This is a genomic window from Bacillus sp. 22-7 (assembly GCF_010628845.1).
Lineage (GTDB): Bacteria > Bacillota > Bacilli > Bacillales > Cytobacillaceae > Cytobacillus > Cytobacillus firmus_B.
Genome location: NZ_NJQY01000049.1, coordinates 1 through 16,488, shown reverse-complemented (window position 1 = coordinate 16,488; position 16,488 = coordinate 1). Strand labels below are relative to the sequence as shown.

The following is a 16,488-nucleotide window of genomic DNA, read 5'->3' as shown; positions in this document are numbered from 1 at the left end:
ACCTGATGGGTGCTCTTTTTTGTGTGTAATTATAGGTTTCTGAATCAACTGGACTCTTCTTTTTATTGAAAAATGCAGATATGCGTCACTTTCACGCTATATGCGTCAGAATCAAATTATATACGCCACTCTCCATTATTCAGTCTGTTTTTAAATTTAAATCTGTTCTTTCTAAAGAAGAATTGTGCCAATGTAAGATAAACTTCAAACCCTGCTAGATAAATCAATAAACCTGTAGGGTAAATTCATAAACCTGCTAGATAAAACCCAAAACATGCGCGATAACATCTCATACCTGTTAGATAAACCGCCAATGATGCTCCTTCCCTGGAAAACAGCCGGCCACCTGATTAAATTAAATATCCCTGCACTCTGCCTCTTCCTAACGCCACACTGAAGTCTGCAGCCAGGAATAACCCCCACCCCACCCAATAACCTTACTGCTTCTTATCAGACAAATACTGATAAATCAAATACGGCCCCTTTGCAGCCGTAATTTGAAGAAATGTTAGAATAAACGGATAGTCTTTATTCGGCATCATTTTGATCAGTTCGCTCCACCATTCTGTTTCGTAGCGGGCAATCATGCTTAAGTTATAAAGCAGGAGATAATGAATAAGAAGTTCAGGGAAATCAATCAATTCATCTTTAGCCAGCGGGAAGAAGAACTTTCCGGCATCCGGACTATATCGTAATGGCTTGAAATTATATGTATTCAAATTTTCCATCTTGAATTTCAATGCTGACTCCTCTGATTCCTGAAAGCTTATACTAGAGTCTGACTTTGACTGCAGATATTCCACAAAACGGGACTCGGTCATATGAAAGCGATCAAGGATCATCTTTGGCAAAATCAATTTATCCTTTTCCAGCCCTGCTTCGAGAAAAGTCTTACGGCCCTCTGTCTGGCTGTACAAGTCATTAAGTTCGGGGATCTGGCCAAATAACTCTCCCATCGTTGTTTTTTCGCCTTCCAAATGTTTCATGTGAAACAATTTTTCTCCCATATAAGGGAAAAGCCCGCTTTTTTGAAATTTCACTTCATCCTGAAAAAAATTATATTGCTGCTTTTTTCTTTTCCGGGCAGATACCCCGTGTGCCAAAACAGAAGTAGTCTCCGGATAATTAGGATCCACAGTCAGTATGCAGGCCTTCACGAGGTGAACAAGGCCATAAAAAAAGAGAATCGGCTTGATGACCAGTGGTGCCTTCTCTGCCTGCTCATAGTATACTTGCCCGTGTTCTAGATAGTATATAAAAGGGTAACTGTTTTCATAGCTCTTTTGTTCAGCCTGATCCAGGTTTTGCTTTTGGTAGCATTTCTTTAAAAATTCCTGTGATGTATTCGCAGAAAAAAAATATAAAAAGGAGCTTTTAAAATCAAATGGATGTATCACTGAGAGTCCTCCGAATCTTTTGAAAAATCCAACATATCAATCTGTCCTTGACAGTATTTTGTCCAATTGATAACCTACTAATAATATTTTCGAGTCCAGGAGGTCAAAAAAGATGTGGGAAACTAAGTTTGCTAAAGAAGGTTTAACTTTTGATGATGTTTTACTGGTTCCATCTAAATCAGAGGTGCTTCCTCGTGATGTAAGCCTCAAAGTTAATTTGACTGAAAAGATTGCACTCAACATTCCAGTGATCAGTGCCGGAATGGATACGGTGACTGAAGCAGAAATGGCGATCGCTATGGCGCGCCAGGGCGGTTTGGGAGTTATCCATAAAAACATGTCCATAGAACAGCAGGCTGATCAGGTGGATAAAGTAAAACGTTCAGAAAGCGGCGTTATTACGGACCCATTCTTTCTCACTCCAGAACAGCAGGTATTTGACGCAGAACATTTAATGGGCAAATACCGGATTTCCGGTGTGCCTATCGTCAACAATACTGAGGAACTGAAGCTTGTTGGCATTCTGACAAACCGTGACCTCCGATTCATTCAGGACTTTTCGATAAAAATCTCCGATGTGATGACAAAGGAAAACCTTGTAACGGCTCCGGTTGGAACCACATTGGATGAAGCAGAAAAGATTCTCCAGAGGCATAAAATTGAAAAATTGCCGCTGGTAGATGATGAAGGTGTTTTAAAAGGGTTAATCACCATTAAAGATATTGAAAAAGTTATTGAGTTTCCTAACTCGGCAAAGGATGAGCGCGGACGCCTGCTGGCAGGTGCAGCAGTTGGCGTAACCGGCGATACGATGAAGCGTGTTGAAATGCTTGTGAAATCACATGTAGATGTGATCGTAGTGGATACGGCACATGGACATTCAAAAGGCGTGCTTGATACCGTACGCGAAATCAGAAATACTTATCCGGATCTGGCCATTATTGCCGGAAACGTTGCGACAGCTGAAGCGACAAAGGATTTGATTGAAGCGGGTGCTGATATTGTAAAAGTGGGAATCGGACCTGGATCGATTTGTACAACACGCGTTGTTGCAGGTGTAGGAGTTCCGCAGATCACAGCTGTTTATGACTGTGCAACCGAAGCACGCAAGCATGGCAAGTCCATTATTGCTGATGGCGGAATTAAATATTCAGGGGATATTGTGAAAGCATTGGCAGCCGGCGGACATGCCGTTATGCTTGGCAGCCTTCTTGCCGGTGTATCTGAAAGCCCGGGCGAAACGGAAATTTTCCAGGGACGCCGCTTCAAGGTTTACAGAGGAATGGGTTCTGTTGCAGCCATGGAAAAAGGCTCAAAAGACCGTTACTTCCAGGAAGATAATAAAAAGTTCGTTCCAGAGGGAATCGAAGGGCGCATTGCATATAAAGGGCCTTTATCCGATACCATTTACCAGCTTATCGGCGGTATCCGTTCCGGAATGGGCTATTGCGGAACAAAAGATCTTCACGAGCTTCGCGAAAATGCCCAATTCATTAAAATGACAGGTGCAGGCCTGAGAGAAAGCCATCCGCATGATGTACAGATCACAAAAGAAGCGCCAAACTACTCGCTATAATTCATAAAAAATAAGGCTGTTTTTCGCAGCTCTTTGTATCTCATTTACTGAGTTGATTGGAGCGGAAGGTGCGAGATCCTCGAAAATGCTCTCGCATTTTCTTCGTGCGGTGTGTATCGGGGGAGCTTATTCAACGTCCAGCGGGAGTAACGGGGAAAGGTGAGACCCCGCAGACGCCCCGCGGTGAGCTGAGCAGCCTGGAGCGGAAATCAACGGACAACATTGCTGGCGAAAAACAGCAATAAAAAGCAGAAGAGGGAAACCTTTTCTGCTTATTTTTATGCCCGAAAAAGGATACTAGGAAAATATCAGTGCAAGCAAATGGGCCAATCATGCCACAAGGGAGGCAGGAATAGGTAATTACTCTATCTATTCTTTGAATCAGAGTTATGATAAAATAACAAAAGTGTATTAAAACGTTGGAGGGCAGTAAAATTGAAGAAAACATTGTACCGTAAGTCTATCGCTGGATTCCTTGCCTTGGTCATGATATTAGGTCTTTTACCTGGTATACATAAAGCACATGCGGAAGATATTTTAAATATCAATGCCGATGCTGCTATTTTAGTAGATGCAGAGACCGGAAAGATTTTATATCAAAAAAATGCGGATAAAGTACTGGGTATTGCCAGTATGACGAAAATGATGACAGAATACCTGCTTCTTGAAGCCGTTGAAAAAGGCAAAGTGAAGTGGGATCAAGAATACGCAGTAAGTGAATATGTATGGAAAGTTTCACAGGACCGTGCCTTATCGAATGTCCCGTTAAGAAGAGACGGCAAATACAATATCCGTGAATTGTATGAAGCCATGGCTATATACTCTGCAAATGGCGCAACAATTGCGATTGCAGAAACGATTGCCGGTTCAGAAACCAACTTTGTTAAAATGATGAACGAAAAAGCAGCAGAGCTTGGGCTGAAAGACTATAAATTTGTTAATTCCAGCGGTCTGAATAACCGAGATTTAAAGGGATCCCCTCCTGCAGGCGGCCCTGAAGAAGAAAACGTCATGTCAGCAAGAGATACAGCTATTCTGGCTAAAGAATTGATTAACCGGTTCCCGGAAGTACTGGAAACGGCAAGCACCCCTAGAAAGACCTTCAGAGAGGGTACAGATGATGAAATTAAAATGGAAAACTGGAACTGGATGCTTCCTGAGCTGGTATATGGATATGAAGGCGCAGATGGCCTTAAAACAGGTACAACTGACTTTGCCGGGTACTGCTTCACAGGAACTGCTCTGAGAGATGGCAACCGCTACATCAGTGTTGTCATGAATGCTAAAGGAGCGAATGGCCAGGCTACTTATAAATCCAGATTCGATGAAACCAAGAAAATGTTCGATTTCGGTTTCACCAACTTCACGAAAGAAGAAATCGTTCCTGCCAAATATCAGGTGAAAGGCCAGAAAACAGTGCCTGTTACAAAAGGGAAAGAAGATAAAGTGAAGATTTCTTCTAAAGATGCCATTGAAATGGTGATGAGAAATGGGGAAAAGGAAAACTTTAAGCCCGTTCTTGTTCTGGATAAAAAGAAATTAAATGAAAATGGTGAATTAACTGCTCCTATTAAAAAGGGAGAAAAGGTCGGCTACTTAACGATCGAGTCCAAAGAGGACGGGAAGCTTGAGTTCCTGTCTGATAAAGGAAAAGGCAATATCCAGGTGGATGTTGTAGCCGCTGAAAGTGTTGAAAAAGCAAACTGGTTCGTGCTGACTATGCGCAGCATTGGCGGTTTCTTCGGTGACCTATGGGGAAGTGTTTCCTCAACTGTAAAAGGTTGGTTTTAAGAAAAAGGGCTTTCCTGTCTTGACAGGAGCCCTTTTTCATTGCATATTTTCAATAGGGAAAATTCCGAGTAAAGTAATCCATTTTCCTTTTTTTGAAAAGTTATTTTTATCATAATATTTAACCCATCCAGAGCAGATGGTATTTACGAAGGGGGATAAACATGAAGACAGGTACAGATCGTGTTAAACGGGGAATGGCAGAAATGCAAAAAGGCGGCGTAATTATGGACGTCGTTAACGCTGAGCAGGCAAAAATCGCAGAAGAAGCTGGTGCAGTAGCAGTTATGGCACTTGAGCGCGTTCCTTCTGATATCCGTGCAGCCGGCGGTGTAGCACGTATGGCAGATCCGCGTATTATGGAAGAAGTAATGGGTGCAGTTTCAATCCCGGTAATGGCAAAAGCGCGTATTGGCCATATTGTAGAAGCTCGTTTGCTTGAAGCGATGGGTGTCGATTACATAGATGAGAGTGAAGTTTTAACTCCTGCTGATGAAGAATACCATCTGAACAAAAGAGACTACACTGTTCCATTCGTTTGCGGATGCCGTGATTTAGGTGAAGCAGCACGCCGTATTGGCGAAGGTGCTTCCATGCTTCGCACAAAGGGTGAGCCTGGAACTGGAAACATCGTTGAAGCTGTGCGCCATATCCGCAAGGTGAATGCACAGGTGCGCAAGGTTGTCGGCATGAATGAAGACGAGTTAATGACAGAAGCTAAGCTTCTGGGAGCGCCATATGAGCTTCTTTTGGAAATCAAGAGCCTTGGACGCCTTCCAGTCGTAAACTTCGCAGCAGGCGGCGTTGCAACACCTGCAGATGCAGCTCTAATGATGGAGCTTGGTGCTGACGGTGTGTTCGTAGGATCAGGTATCTTCAAATCTGAAAACCCTGCGAAATTTGCACGTGCCATTGTTGAAGCAACTACACATTACCAGGACTACAAATTAATTGCTGAACTTTCAAAAGAACTTGGCACACCGATGAAGGGAATCGAAATTTCTTCATTGGCTCCTGAAGCTCGTATGCAGGAGCGCGGCTGGTAAGGAGAATTGAACATGATAAAGGTTGGAGTATTAGGGCTGCAGGGTGCAGTAAGAGAGCATGTTCTATCGGTAGAAGCATGCGGCGCCGAAGCTGTGGTCATCAAACGCAAAGAACAGCTTGATGAGGTGGACGGGCTGATCCTGCCAGGCGGCGAGAGCACGACCATGAGACGCCTCATTGATAAGTATGATTTTATGGACAGCCTTAAGGAGTTTGCCCAGTCAGGAAAGCCGATGTTCGGGACATGTGCCGGGCTGATTCTCCTTGCAAACCATATTATTGGCTATGATGAGCCTCATATTGGTGTGATGGATGTCCGGGTAGAAAGAAACTCATTCGGCCGCCAGCGCGAAAGCTTTGAGGCTGATCTGGATATTGCCGGAGTGGCAGAAGACTTTGCAGCAGTCTTTATTCGTGCGCCGCATATTGTCGAGGCGGGGGATAATGTTGAAATCCTCGCCAAGCACAATGGCCGGATTGTGGCCGCTCGTGAAGGCAGATTCCTCGGGTGCTCTTTCCATCCGGAACTGACGGATGACCATCGCCTGACAGGCTATTTCGTTGAAATGATTAAAGAGTCCAAGCAATTAGCAATTTGAATATTTTGGTTGCAAATGGAACATAATTGTAGTACATTATGAATTACAAAATTCTTATAGCTTAAAAGCAATGAGAGGAACTAGTAACAGGAACTTTGTTCTGTAGAGAGCCGGTGGCTGGTGTGAACCGGTGAATAAACCCTGTGAATCCATCCTCGAGCAAAGCATGGAACACCCGGTATGGTCCGGGAAAAGTAAATGCTTTCGGTTAAAACCGTTATGGATTTAAGGTGGAAAGCTTATGCTTTCAACTAGGGTGGCAACGCGGGTAACTCTCGTCCCTTTTTTGGGGACGGGAGTTTTTTGTGTTCTAAATTATTTTTCAGGAGGGAATAAAAAAATGCTGGACATTAAATTTTTGAGAGCTAATTTTGAAGAAGTGAAAAACAAGCTTCAGCACCGCGGCGAGGATTTAACGGATCTGGGAAAATTCGAGGATCTTGATGTTAAAAGACGTGAATTGATTGTAGAAGCAGAACAGCTGAAGAGCAAAAGGAATGAAGTATCACAGCAGGTTGCAGCTTTGAAGCGCGAAAAGCAGGATGCAGACCATTTAATCGCAGAAATGAGAGAAGTCGGCGACAAAATTAAAGCATTGGATGAGGAGCTTCGCACGGTCGAGGAAGAATTGGACCAGTTGCTGCTGAGCATCCCAAACATTCCCCATGAAAGCGTGCCTGACGGTGAAACAGAAGACGATAATGTGGAAATCCGCAAATGGGGAGAAGTCCGTGAATTCAATTTCGAACCAAAGCCGCATTGGGATGTAGCAACAGATCTTGACCTGCTTGACTTCGAACGCGCCAGCAAAGTAACAGGCAGCCGCTTTGTATTCTACAAGGGTCTTGGAGCCCGCCTTGAGCGTGCTTTATTCAACTTCATGCTTGATTTGCACACAGACGAACATGGCTATAAGGAAGTTCTGCCTCCATATATGGTCAACCGTGCAAGCATGACAGGAACAGGACAGCTTCCGAAATTTGAAGAAGATGCGTTCCTGATTGAAAGCGAGGATTACTTCCTGATTCCAACTGCCGAGGTGCCTGTCACCAATATGCACAGGGAAGAAATTCTGAATGCAGATGAGCTTCCGATTAACTATGCGGCATTCAGTGCATGCTTCCGTTCTGAAGCAGGTTCTGCCGGCCGTGATACACGCGGGCTGATCCGCCAGCATCAGTTCAATAAGGTAGAGCTTGTGAAGTTTGTGAAGCCTGAAGAGTCTTATGATGAGCTTGAAAAACTGACTGGACACGCCGAAAAAGTCCTTCAGCTGCTTGGCCTGCCATACCGTGTGATGAGCATGTGCACAGGCGATCTTGGATTCACAGCTGCGAAGAAATACGATATCGAGGTTTGGATCCCGAGCTATAACACGTACAGAGAAATCTCTTCTTGCAGTAACTTTGAAGGATTCCAGGCGAGACGTGCCAATATCCGCTTCCGCCGCGAGGCAAAAGGCAAGCCGGAGCATGTGCACACACTGAATGGATCTGGCCTTGCGATCGGCCGCACGGTGGCAGCCATCCTTGAGAATTACCAGCAGGCTGACGGAAGTGTCATCATTCCGGAAGTATTGCGTCCTTATATGGGCAATCGCGAAGTCATTAAGCCTTAATGAGAAAGTTCGGAGCGGGTTTTTAATCCGCTCTATTTTTTTATAAAAATAATGTTGACAACTTTTTTAAGAGATGATATAGTATTTCTTGTCGATGCGGAGGAATACCCAAGTCCGGCTGAAGGGATCGGTCTTGAAAACCGACAGGCGGGTCAAACCGCGCAGGGGTTCGAATCCCCTTTCCTCCTCCATTTTAATTGACATCTAACACGCGCATAAATATTGGAGATACATAAAACCGCTGATCGCATCAGCGGTTTTTTTGTGTTCTTCCAAAGAAAAAACCGCCGATAATGGCGGTTATTTTTTCAATAGCTGCGTTTGTCTTAAAAAGTAAGAAATTCGCTCCACAATCGGCTCAATGGATTGCTCATTCTGAATGATGTCATAATCATTGATATTCAAGCGCAGGACCGGGCATGCGTTAAAGCTGTTGATCCAATTTTCATAGCGCTGGTGCATTTCTTCCCAGTAGGAAATAGGTGTCTGCTGTTCCATCGGACGGCCGCGCTCCTGGATGCGTGAAAGAATGTCATCAAGCGAGCCTTCCAGGTAGATAAGTAAATCAGGGTGTGGGAAGTATGGTGTCATCACCATCGCATCAAATAAGCTGGTGTAGGTTTCGTAATCGACCTTGGACATCGTCCCTTTTTCATAATGCATTTTCGCAAAGATGCCTGTGTCTTCATAAATGGATCGGTCCTGAACAAAGCCGCCGCCATATTCGAAAATGCGCTTCTGATCCTTGAAGCGTTCAGCCAGGAAGTAAACCTGCAGGTGAAAGCTCCAGCGGTTGAAATCCGCATAGAATTTATCGAGGTAAGGGTTTGTATCAACCTTTTCGAAAGAGGTTCGGAACCCCAGTGCATCCGCAAGCGCATTGGTCATTGTTGATTTTCCGACTCCAACGGTTCCGGCAATGGTAATGACGGCGTTTGAAGGAATCTCATATTTCTGCCTTAGATTCATAAGTGTATACTCCTCTTTTTTAATGATGTCGATAAGGTATCGAATATATGCATTAAGTCTGCTTCGTTTTTCACAAAATCCAGCTGATCTCCATTAAAGCGGATGACCGGAATATCCGGGTGCTGCCTTTCGAACTCATTCATAGCCGTTTCATAATCAAGGGATAGCTGCTCGAGATATAACGGACTGATGTTCTTTTCAATTTCACGGCCTCTCAGCTCGATTCGGTCGAGCAGTGTTTCAAGGCTGGCATTAAGATAGATGATGACATTCGGCTTTGGCATATCACCCGTCAGAATGTCGTAGATCTTCAGATACTTCTGGTATTCAGTCTGATTCAGTGTGCGCTGTGCAAAGATCAGATTCTTGAAAATATGATAATCAGCCACAACAGGCTTATTTTGAGCCAGGTAGTGATTGTTGATATCAACCAGCTGTTTATAGCGGTTGCATAGGAAAAACATTTCAGTCTGAAAGCTCCATTCTTCAATGTTTTCATAGAATTTACCCAAAAAAGGATTTTCATCAACAATCTCTTTTAGCAAGGCATACTGAAATTTCTCAGAAATTGCTTTAGCGAGAGATGTTTTCCCAACGCCAATCGGCCCCTCTACTGTAATAAAAGGTATTCCCCCCATAGTGATCGTCCTCCTGCATTGCTTATTTATCTATAGAAACCATATATAGGTACGTTCCAAAATGACACAAAGCTTATTTTATCACAGTATGGAGTGGAAGGGATATGGAATTTAAGCTGGAAATAAGAAAGTAAGAGTATATTATCTGAAAAATGAAAAAGCTGCCTGTAAGCGGCAGCTGCTGAGTGATCATGCTCTTTTTGTCACATCGAAGTTTTCCGTAATCAGAAGCCAATTTTGCGGGAAAGACAGGCCTAGCTTCCAGTAGCTCATTCCCCGAAGCTTCAGTTCTTTGATTAAGTCGAATTTCGCCTGGATGGAGCGGGCATCCTCAAACCAGACTTCATGCCTTTTCCCGTCAGGTGCTGTGTAATTAAAAAATGGGGCCTGTGCTTTGTAGTCATATTGAATAGCCACATTATTTTCCGCTGCGATCTGTATGGCCTGCTGCGGACTGACGGCTTTTGCGGTAGTGCCCTGAACAAAAGGAAGCGTCCAGTCATAGCCATATAAGTTCTGGCCCATCATGATCTTAGAAGATGGCATTTCGCTGATCGCATATTCCAATACCTGCCTCACTGGGCCGATCGGGGAAACGGCCATAGCCGGACCGCCGCTGTAGCCCCATTCATAGGTCATGATGACCACGAAATCAACAATCTCCCCATGTGCTTTATAATCATGGGCCTCATACCAGAGCCCTTTCTGTTCGGCGCTGGTTTTCGGGGCTAATGCTGTGGAAATCAGCCAGCCTTCCTGCCTGAATCTTGCCTTCGCTTTTCTGAGAAAATTGTTATACGCTTCGCGGTCCTCAGGACGCAGAAATTCGAAGTCAAAATGAATATCCCTGAAGCCGTATTTCTTTGCTGTGGCGGTAATATTATCCAGGAATTTATTCTGAATCGCCATATCATTTAACAATATTCTGCCCAGTTCGTCACTGAACTGATCGTTTTCCTGATTGGTGATCACCATCATCAGTACATTATTATTGGCTCTCGCAATAGCTGGGAAATCATTCAGAAGCGGCTCCTTCAAAGAGCCATCGCGGAGAGCCTGGAAACTGAACGGCGCCAGATAGGTCAGATAAGGCGCGGCCTCTCTTGCACTTTCCTCCAGTTCAGGGGCGACTGTATTGCCTCTTGGCTCCACATAGGCATTGAATTCTGCTTTCGTTTTCGGGCGGGGCGGGATATAAAGGCGAAACCCCACCTGAAGCGGCTGGCTTACTGAAATGCCATTGACTGATGCCAGCTGCTGATAAGAAATGCCGAACCTTCTTGAAATCGAGTAAAGGCTGTCACCCGGCTGCACCCAATAAAAGCTTCCTATTATCGGAATAACCAGTGTCTGGCCAATCACCAGATTATTTGGATTGGGGATTTCATTTGCTTCAATGAGATCCTGAACTGTCGTTCCATATGCCTGGGCAATGCCGAACAAAGACTGGTTTTGCTGGACAACATGAATCTGCAATCTATCTCCCTCCCTGAAAAGCACATCTTAAACACTACTGCCATTTTATGAAGGAAACAGGGAAGAAATGTTATAATTGTTTTCAGAGAAGGAAGAGATATTGGCTTTTAATACGTTTTCCATCATCTTTAAGGCATTTGCATTATCATGGTCATCATTGGAGGTGGTGCAGTCATGCGGTATATGCAGACGGTATTCTCTCATATAAGCGTCATTGGCTGAAAACAGGACACAGATATTGCCTGCGATTCCCGTCATAACAAGCAGATTGACGCCAAGCTGGTGCAGGAGAGTATTTAAGGCAGTGCCGTAAAAAGCGGAGTGCTTTGGCTTTATTAAAAAATAATCATCCGGCGACGGGTGTATTTCATGAAGGATACGCTCACTGACAGGATTGCGGCAATGATTCATAATCGTATCGAGATCAGCCTTCCAGAGGTTATAATGATCATTCACATAAATGACCGGGAGATCCTGTTTATGAAATGCGGACTTTAGCTCATTGATGGGTTTTATGATATTCATTGCTTTTTCAGCAAGGATTTTGCCATGGTGAAAATGAAAGTCGTTAATCATGTCAATAATGATAAGAGCCGGTTTATAGGCTTGCGGATTTTTCATCGAATCGCTCCTTTAAGAGTATTTTTCGTAAAAGGGGCCGCTTTTACACGGATGTTAAGAGAAGGAATGAAGATATTTGATTCAGGAATCATTCACTGAAGATGAACTGTATATGCGGGAGGCCATCAAGGAAGCTAAGCTTGCTGAAGGGCTGGAAGAGGTTCCGATTGGCGCAGTCATTGTTCTGGACGGGGAGATTATTGCCCGGGCACATAACCTGCGAGAAGTGAATCAGACTGCGATTGCGCATGCGGAACTATTGGCCATTGATCAGGCGTGCAAAAAACTCGGAACCTGGCGGCTGGAGAATGCCGTCCTCTATGTAACTTTGGAGCCCTGTCCGATGTGTTCGGGATCCATTATTCTGTCGCGCATCCAAAAGGTGGTGTATGGAGCCAGGGATCCGAAAGGCGGCTGTGCCGGAACGCTCATGAACCTATTGCAGGATGAGCGGTTCAATCATCAGAGTGAAGTCGTCGCAGGGGTGCTGGAAGAAGAATGCGGCGAAATGCTTTCGAGCTTTTTCCGGAACTTGCGAAAGCGCAAGAAAGAAGAGAAAAAGAAAAGGCAATTGCTGCAGATGGAACAGGATACAGGAATTGACAATGGCTAGGCATTGCTTTTTTTCCTGATTGTTAGTATACTTATAAATGCGTCGGACAAAGACGCACCTAAATATGGTATCAACTTTGCCGTGCTAGGCGGGGAGGTAGCGGTGCCCTGTACTCGCAATCCGCTCTAGCGAGGCTGAATCCCTTCCCGAGGCTGGTGTCCTGTAGGGCCTGCCTTAAGTAAGTGGTGTTGACGCCCGGGTCCTGCGCAATGGGAATCCATGAATCATGTCAGGTCCGGAAGGAAGCAGCATTAAGTGGACGCTCCCATGTGCCGCAGGGTTGCCTGGGCCGAGCTAACTGCTTAAGTAACGCCTATGGGCGCCAGTCGACGGAAGGTGCACGGCAGTTTATATTGTTACTAAAACTCATCCTTTTGCGGGGTGGGTTTTTTGTTGTATTTTTTGCTCTAGGTTTTGTAAAAAGGAATTTAGATACGTTATAATAGATGAAGGACTATACATAGGAAGGGGGCGTGTCAGTGAGTTATCAAGCTTTATATCGTGTTTGGCGCCCGCAGCAGTTCATCGATGTTGTCGGGCAGGAACATGTGACAAAGACTTTGCAAAACGCCCTGCTTCAGGAGAAGATATCACACGCCTATTTGTTTTCCGGCCCCCGCGGAACCGGTAAAACGAGTGCGGCAAAAATACTTGCTAAGGCTGTTAACTGTGAGAAGGCACCTGTCACTGAACCGTGCAATGAGTGTTCGGCCTGCAGAGGGATTACAGACGGATCAATTCCCGATGTCATTGAAATAGATGCTGCATCCAATAACGGTGTAGAAGAAATCAGGGATATCCGGGACAAAGTGAAATATGCCCCGAACGCTGTAAAATATAAGGTTTACATCGTCGATGAGGTGCATATGCTTTCCATTGGAGCCTTCAATGCGCTGTTAAAAACGCTTGAAGAGCCGCCCAAGCATGTTATTTTTATTTTAGCCACAACCGAGCCTCATAAAATTCCTCTGACGATTATTTCCCGCTGCCAGCGATTCGATTTCAAGCGGATTACGGCTCAGGCGATAACAGGAAGAATGAAGCTGATTGCGGATGAAACAGATGCAGCCTATGAAGAGCAGGCCCTGCAGATTATCGCAAGAGCCGCAGAAGGCGGGATGCGTGATGCGCTCAGTCTGCTTGATCAGGCGATCTCCTTCAGCCAGGATCGCGTTACAGTCGAAGATGCCCTATCTGTAACAGGTGCCGTGTCGCAGGGGTTTTTAAATAAACTGGCAAGAGCGGTTAAAGACAGGGATGCAGCTTCCGGGCTGGAATTTCTGGAGGAGCTCCTTTTTCAGGGGAAAGATCCATCCCGCTTTATAGAGGACTTTATCCTGTATTACCGGGACATGCTTTTATATAAAGCGGCTCCCAGGCTTGAGGAATCAATGGAAAGAGTTATGCTCGATGAGGACTTCCAGCAGCTTGCCCGGGAGGTGGAGCCTGAAGAGCTTTATGAGCTGATTGAAGTGCTGAACAAAGCCCAGCAGGAAATGAGATGGACCAACCATCCGCGGATTTTCCTGGAAGTGGCGATTGTGAAGCTGTGCCAGCTTGAATTGCGGGAGAGACCAGGACAGGCTGCAGACATTAAGCCGCTGATGCAGCAAATCGAGCAGCTGCAGCACGAGCTTGCTGAATTAAAGAAAAACGGCATAGCGGTGAAAGATGATGGAGCTCCTGCTGTACAGAAAAAGCCGCAGAGAAGTTCACGCAAAGGATTCCAGGCGCCAGTCGGGAAAGTGAATGAAGTACTGAAGCAGGCAACGAAAAATGATCTCGTGGCTGTAAAGAGCCGCTGGGGCGAGATGCTGAACCTGCTTGTTCAAAACCAGATGCGCTCTCAGGCAGCTCTTCTCAATGAAGCAGAGCCTGTAGCCGCATCGGAAACAGCTCTTATCGTAAAATTCAAATATGAAATTCATTGTCAGATGGCCATGGATAATGCGAAATTCCTGGATACTTTGGCGAATGTCCTGTTTGAGCTTTTAGGAAAGAGATTGCAGCTGGTCGGCATTCCGGATGAACAATGGCAAAGCGTCAGGGAGGATTTCCTGCGCAGCCAGCGTGACGGAGATGAGTCTGGCGGGAGCTTCGGCGGAAATGAGGAAGAACCTCATGTAGCTGAAGCGGTCAAGTTATTTGGCGCTGAACTAATAGAAATTAAAGAATAGAAACTAGCTGGAGGTATGTAAAATGCGCGGTGGAATGGGAAATATGCAAAATATGATGAAGCAAATGCAGAAAATGCAAAAGAAGATGGCTCAGGCACAGGAAGAGCTTGGCGAAAAAAGAATTGAAGGAACAGCCGGCGGCGGAATGGTGACTGTCGTTGTATCCGGACATAAACAAGTTTTAGAAGTTAACATTAAAGAGGAAGTTGTCGATCCGGAAGATATCGAAATGCTTCAGGACCTTGTCCTGGCGGCAACTAACGATGCACTGAAAAAAGCGGAAGATTTAACAAACGATACGATGGGCCAATTTACTAAAGGAATGAACCTGCCGGGAATGTTTTAATCAAACATCCTGAAGGAGTGCTTAAAAGCACAGACAGGCCGGGCGCCAGCGAACATAGCCTGATGGAATATCCATCAGGCCATCATGCTCGCGGCGCTTTTCCTTTTCATATAGGAGGAAACATACATGCATTATCCTGAACCGATATCCAAGCTGATTGACAGCTTTATGAAGTTGCCCGGAATCGGCCCGAAAACGGCTGCGCGTCTGGCGTTTTTTGTTTTAAGCATGAAAGAAGATACTGTGCTGGATTTTGCGAAGGCACTGGTCAATGCGAAAAGAAATTTATCTTACTGCTCTGTCTGCGGCCATATCACGGACCAGGATCCTTGTTATATATGTGAGGACCAGAGACGTGACCGGTCTGTCATTTGTGTGGTCCAGGATCCGAAGGACGTTATTGCCATGGAAAAGATGAAGGAATACAACGGGCTGTATCATGTGCTTCATGGAGCGATTTCTCCGATGGATGGGATTGGCCCCGAAGATATCAATATTCCTGATTTATTGAAAAGGCTTCAGGATGAGACGGTCCAGGAGATTATTCTTGCCACCAATCCGAACATTGAAGGGGAAGCAACAGCCATGTACATCTCCCGCCTGATCAAGCCGTCAGGCATAAAGGCCACCCGGATTGCCCATGGCCTGCCGGTAGGCGGAGACCTGGAGTATGCAGATGAAGTAACGCTCTCAAAAGCGTTAGAGGGAAGAAGAGAAGTTTAAGCACGGAGGCGGAATATATGTTTTTTCGCAGGAGAAAATGGCTTCGCAGCGAATTTGATGAGAAGCTTCTGGAGCAGCTGAACAGATTGAAAACAGATTGGAACAACCAGAAATCGCTGGTGGAAAAAAGCTTTGATCCATCTCCCGAGGCAATCAGCCAGGCAAAGCTGGCCGAAGCGAGATACTTTTTTCTATTCAGGGAAGCTAAAAAGAGAAATGTTAAAGTGAGAATGTAAGTTATTTATTTTGCTGAAGAAAATCGTTCATAACAAAATACTTGTCCTCCTCTAAGGTCTTTTTTGTACAGACTAAACATAAATTAGTAGTACAAGTTTACTGAGAGGAGGATTTTTCTTTTGGATCCTATCGTAGTGATCTCCATTCTGGGAGGATTAATTTTATTGCTTCTATTTATAGGAGCCCCGGTAAAACCGGTAAGATTTATAGGGCAGGGAGCCATTAAACTGATCATAGGTGCACTCTTATTATTCTTCTTAAATGCATTTGGGAATCAGATTGGCATTCATGTTCCTATAAACCTTGCCACTTCGGCCATTTCCGGATTCCTGGGTATTCCCGGATTGTTTGCCCTTGTTGCTATACAGACATGGATTATTTAATTGTACAGCCGTTCTGCAGCGGCTGTTTTTATTTTTAAATCATTTTTAGTATTTCTGTTGACAGTTCTTTTTGACGGTGATAATATATTAAAGGTCGTCACCACGACGCGATGAAAAAACAACTTATAAAAAAGATGTTGACATTGAATCGTGAGAATGATATATTAATAAAGTCGCTTCTGAGCGGCGGATTGATCTTTGAAAACTGAACGAACAATACGTCAACGTTTAAATCATTAGTCTTTTTCGAAAAGACAAACGAGCTTAATCAACTCTTATA

The 16,488-nt window shown here is 44.8% G+C and carries 16 protein-coding genes, 1 tRNA gene, 1 other RNA gene and 1 other annotated feature; of the genes, 13 read left to right on the top strand and 5 right to left on the bottom strand.

The genetic code is table 11. The features are described from left to right. Positions 1–437 precede the first annotated feature (437 nt). On the bottom strand, positions 438–1,397 hold the full coding sequence (locus CE058_RS24125; RefSeq protein WP_163145282.1) for a YaaC family protein: 960 nt from the start codon (positions 1,395–1,397) through the stop codon (positions 438–440). A gap of 112 nt (positions 1,398–1,509) precedes the next feature. Between CE058_RS24125 and guaB the strand changes: the two genes are divergently transcribed. From guaB to CE058_RS24095, 6 genes are all read left to right on the top strand, one after another. Continuing rightward, positions 1,510–2,973, top strand: coding sequence for an IMP dehydrogenase (gene guaB, locus CE058_RS24120; protein WP_048011074.1), 1,464 nt, complete (start codon positions 1,510–1,512; stop codon positions 2,971–2,973). Positions 2,974–3,459: 486 nt separating this feature from the next. Beyond that, positions 3,460–4,764, top strand: a complete 1,305-nt coding sequence (locus CE058_RS24115; RefSeq protein WP_227889149.1) for a D-alanyl-D-alanine carboxypeptidase family protein — start codon at positions 3,460–3,462, stop codon at positions 4,762–4,764. Between the two features lie 161 nt (positions 4,765–4,925). After that, the gene (gene pdxS, locus CE058_RS24110; protein ID WP_009336764.1) at positions 4,926–5,807 is read left to right on the top strand and encodes a pyridoxal 5'-phosphate synthase lyase subunit PdxS; all 882 of its coding nucleotides are present in this window, start codon (positions 4,926–4,928) and stop codon (positions 5,805–5,807) included. A gap of 12 nt (positions 5,808–5,819) precedes the next feature. Next, positions 5,820–6,407: a pyridoxal 5'-phosphate synthase glutaminase subunit PdxT gene (gene pdxT, locus CE058_RS24105; RefSeq protein WP_048011076.1), complete on the top strand. Its 588-nt coding sequence runs from the start codon at positions 5,820–5,822 to the stop codon at positions 6,405–6,407. Between the two features lie 61 nt (positions 6,408–6,468). After that, positions 6,469–6,693, top strand: a binding site (T-box leader). 54 nt (positions 6,694–6,747) lie between these two features. Further along, positions 6,748–8,025, top strand: a complete 1,278-nt coding sequence (serS, locus tag CE058_RS24100) for a serine--tRNA ligase (RefSeq protein WP_163145281.1) — start codon at positions 6,748–6,750, stop codon at positions 8,023–8,025. A gap of 98 nt (positions 8,026–8,123) precedes the next feature. Further along, positions 8,124–8,216, top strand: a tRNA-Ser gene (locus tag CE058_RS24095). A gap of 109 nt (positions 8,217–8,325) precedes the next feature. On the opposite strand, the gene CE058_RS24090 is transcribed toward CE058_RS24095, so the two are convergent. The 4 genes from CE058_RS24090 to CE058_RS24075 all read right to left on the bottom strand — a co-directional run bounded on the left by CE058_RS24090 (position 8,326) and on the right by CE058_RS24075 (position 11,729). After that, the gene (locus CE058_RS24090; protein ID WP_035333477.1) at positions 8,326–8,994 is read right to left on the bottom strand and encodes a deoxynucleoside kinase; all 669 of its coding nucleotides are present in this window, start codon (positions 8,992–8,994) and stop codon (positions 8,326–8,328) included. After that, positions 8,991–9,632, bottom strand: a complete 642-nt coding sequence (locus CE058_RS24085) for a deoxynucleoside kinase (protein ID WP_163145280.1) — start codon at positions 9,630–9,632, stop codon at positions 8,991–8,993. The genes CE058_RS24090 and CE058_RS24085 overlap by 4 nt, the downstream gene beginning before the upstream one ends. A 189-nt stretch (positions 9,633–9,821) precedes the next feature. Beyond that, positions 9,822–11,108, bottom strand: coding sequence for a LysM peptidoglycan-binding domain-containing protein (locus CE058_RS24080; protein WP_163145279.1), 1,287 nt, complete (start codon positions 11,106–11,108; stop codon positions 9,822–9,824). A gap of 45 nt (positions 11,109–11,153) precedes the next feature. Further along, positions 11,154–11,729 (bottom strand): cysteine hydrolase family protein, encoded by a 576-nt coding sequence (locus tag CE058_RS24075; RefSeq protein ID WP_163145278.1) that lies wholly within the window; start codon positions 11,727–11,729, stop codon positions 11,154–11,156. Between the two features lie 76 nt (positions 11,730–11,805). Here CE058_RS24075 and tadA point away from each other — a divergent pair, with 76 nt between their 5' ends. From tadA to CE058_RS24040, 7 genes are all read left to right on the top strand, one after another. Further along, entirely contained in the window at positions 11,806–12,342 is a 537-nt protein-coding gene (gene tadA, locus CE058_RS24070) for a tRNA adenosine(34) deaminase TadA (RefSeq protein ID WP_048011081.1), read from the top strand. Between the two features lie 79 nt (positions 12,343–12,421). Then, positions 12,422–12,686: signal recognition particle sRNA large type (gene ffs, locus CE058_RS24065), an RNA gene on the top strand. Between the two features lie 135 nt (positions 12,687–12,821). Then, complete coding sequence (dnaX, locus tag CE058_RS24060; protein WP_163145277.1) at positions 12,822–14,519, top strand: DNA polymerase III subunit gamma/tau; 1,698 nt, start codon at positions 12,822–12,824, stop codon at positions 14,517–14,519. 22 nt (positions 14,520–14,541) lie between these two features. Further along, on the top strand, positions 14,542–14,865 hold the full coding sequence (locus CE058_RS24055) for a YbaB/EbfC family nucleoid-associated protein (RefSeq protein ID WP_048011083.1): 324 nt from the start codon (positions 14,542–14,544) through the stop codon (positions 14,863–14,865). A gap of 126 nt (positions 14,866–14,991) precedes the next feature. After that, entirely contained in the window at positions 14,992–15,588 is a 597-nt protein-coding gene (gene recR, locus CE058_RS24050; RefSeq protein WP_009336775.1) for a recombination mediator RecR, read from the top strand. A gap of 17 nt (positions 15,589–15,605) precedes the next feature. Next, positions 15,606–15,824, top strand: a complete 219-nt coding sequence (locus CE058_RS24045; RefSeq protein ID WP_163145276.1) for a YaaL family protein — start codon at positions 15,606–15,608, stop codon at positions 15,822–15,824. 120 nt (positions 15,825–15,944) lie between these two features. Then, a complete protein-coding gene (locus CE058_RS24040) occupies positions 15,945–16,208 on the top strand; it encodes a pro-sigmaK processing inhibitor BofA family protein (protein WP_035333490.1) in 264 nt (87 codons plus the stop codon). The last annotated feature ends 280 nt before the right edge of the window (positions 16,209–16,488 follow it).

Bases quoted from the DNA above. Each gene is read 5' to 3' on its own strand.
- CE058_RS24085 (WP_163145280.1), bottom strand. From the start codon at position 9,632: ATGGGGGGAATACCTTTTATTACAGTAGAGGGGCCGATTGGCGTTGGG.
- CE058_RS24055 (WP_048011083.1), top strand. From the start codon at position 14,542: ATGCGCGGTGGAATGGGAAATATGCAAAATATGATGAAGCAAATGCAG.
- CE058_RS24075 (WP_163145278.1), bottom strand. From the start codon at position 11,729: ATGAAAAATCCGCAAGCCTATAAACCGGCTCTTATCATTATTGACATG.
- pdxT (WP_048011076.1), top strand. From the start codon at position 5,820: ATGATAAAGGTTGGAGTATTAGGGCTGCAGGGTGCAGTAAGAGAGCAT.
- recR (WP_009336775.1), top strand. From the start codon at position 14,992: ATGCATTATCCTGAACCGATATCCAAGCTGATTGACAGCTTTATGAAG.
- guaB (WP_048011074.1), top strand. From the start codon at position 1,510: ATGTGGGAAACTAAGTTTGCTAAAGAAGGTTTAACTTTTGATGATGTT.
- CE058_RS24045 (WP_163145276.1), top strand. From the start codon at position 15,606: ATGTTTTTTCGCAGGAGAAAATGGCTTCGCAGCGAATTTGATGAGAAG.
- serS (WP_163145281.1), top strand. From the start codon at position 6,748: ATGCTGGACATTAAATTTTTGAGAGCTAATTTTGAAGAAGTGAAAAAC.
- CE058_RS24090 (WP_035333477.1), bottom strand. From the start codon at position 8,994: ATGAATCTAAGGCAGAAATATGAGATTCCTTCAAACGCCGTCATTACC.
- CE058_RS24115 (WP_227889149.1), top strand. From the start codon at position 3,460: ATGATATTAGGTCTTTTACCTGGTATACATAAAGCACATGCGGAAGAT.
- pdxS (WP_009336764.1), top strand. From the start codon at position 4,926: ATGAAGACAGGTACAGATCGTGTTAAACGGGGAATGGCAGAAATGCAA.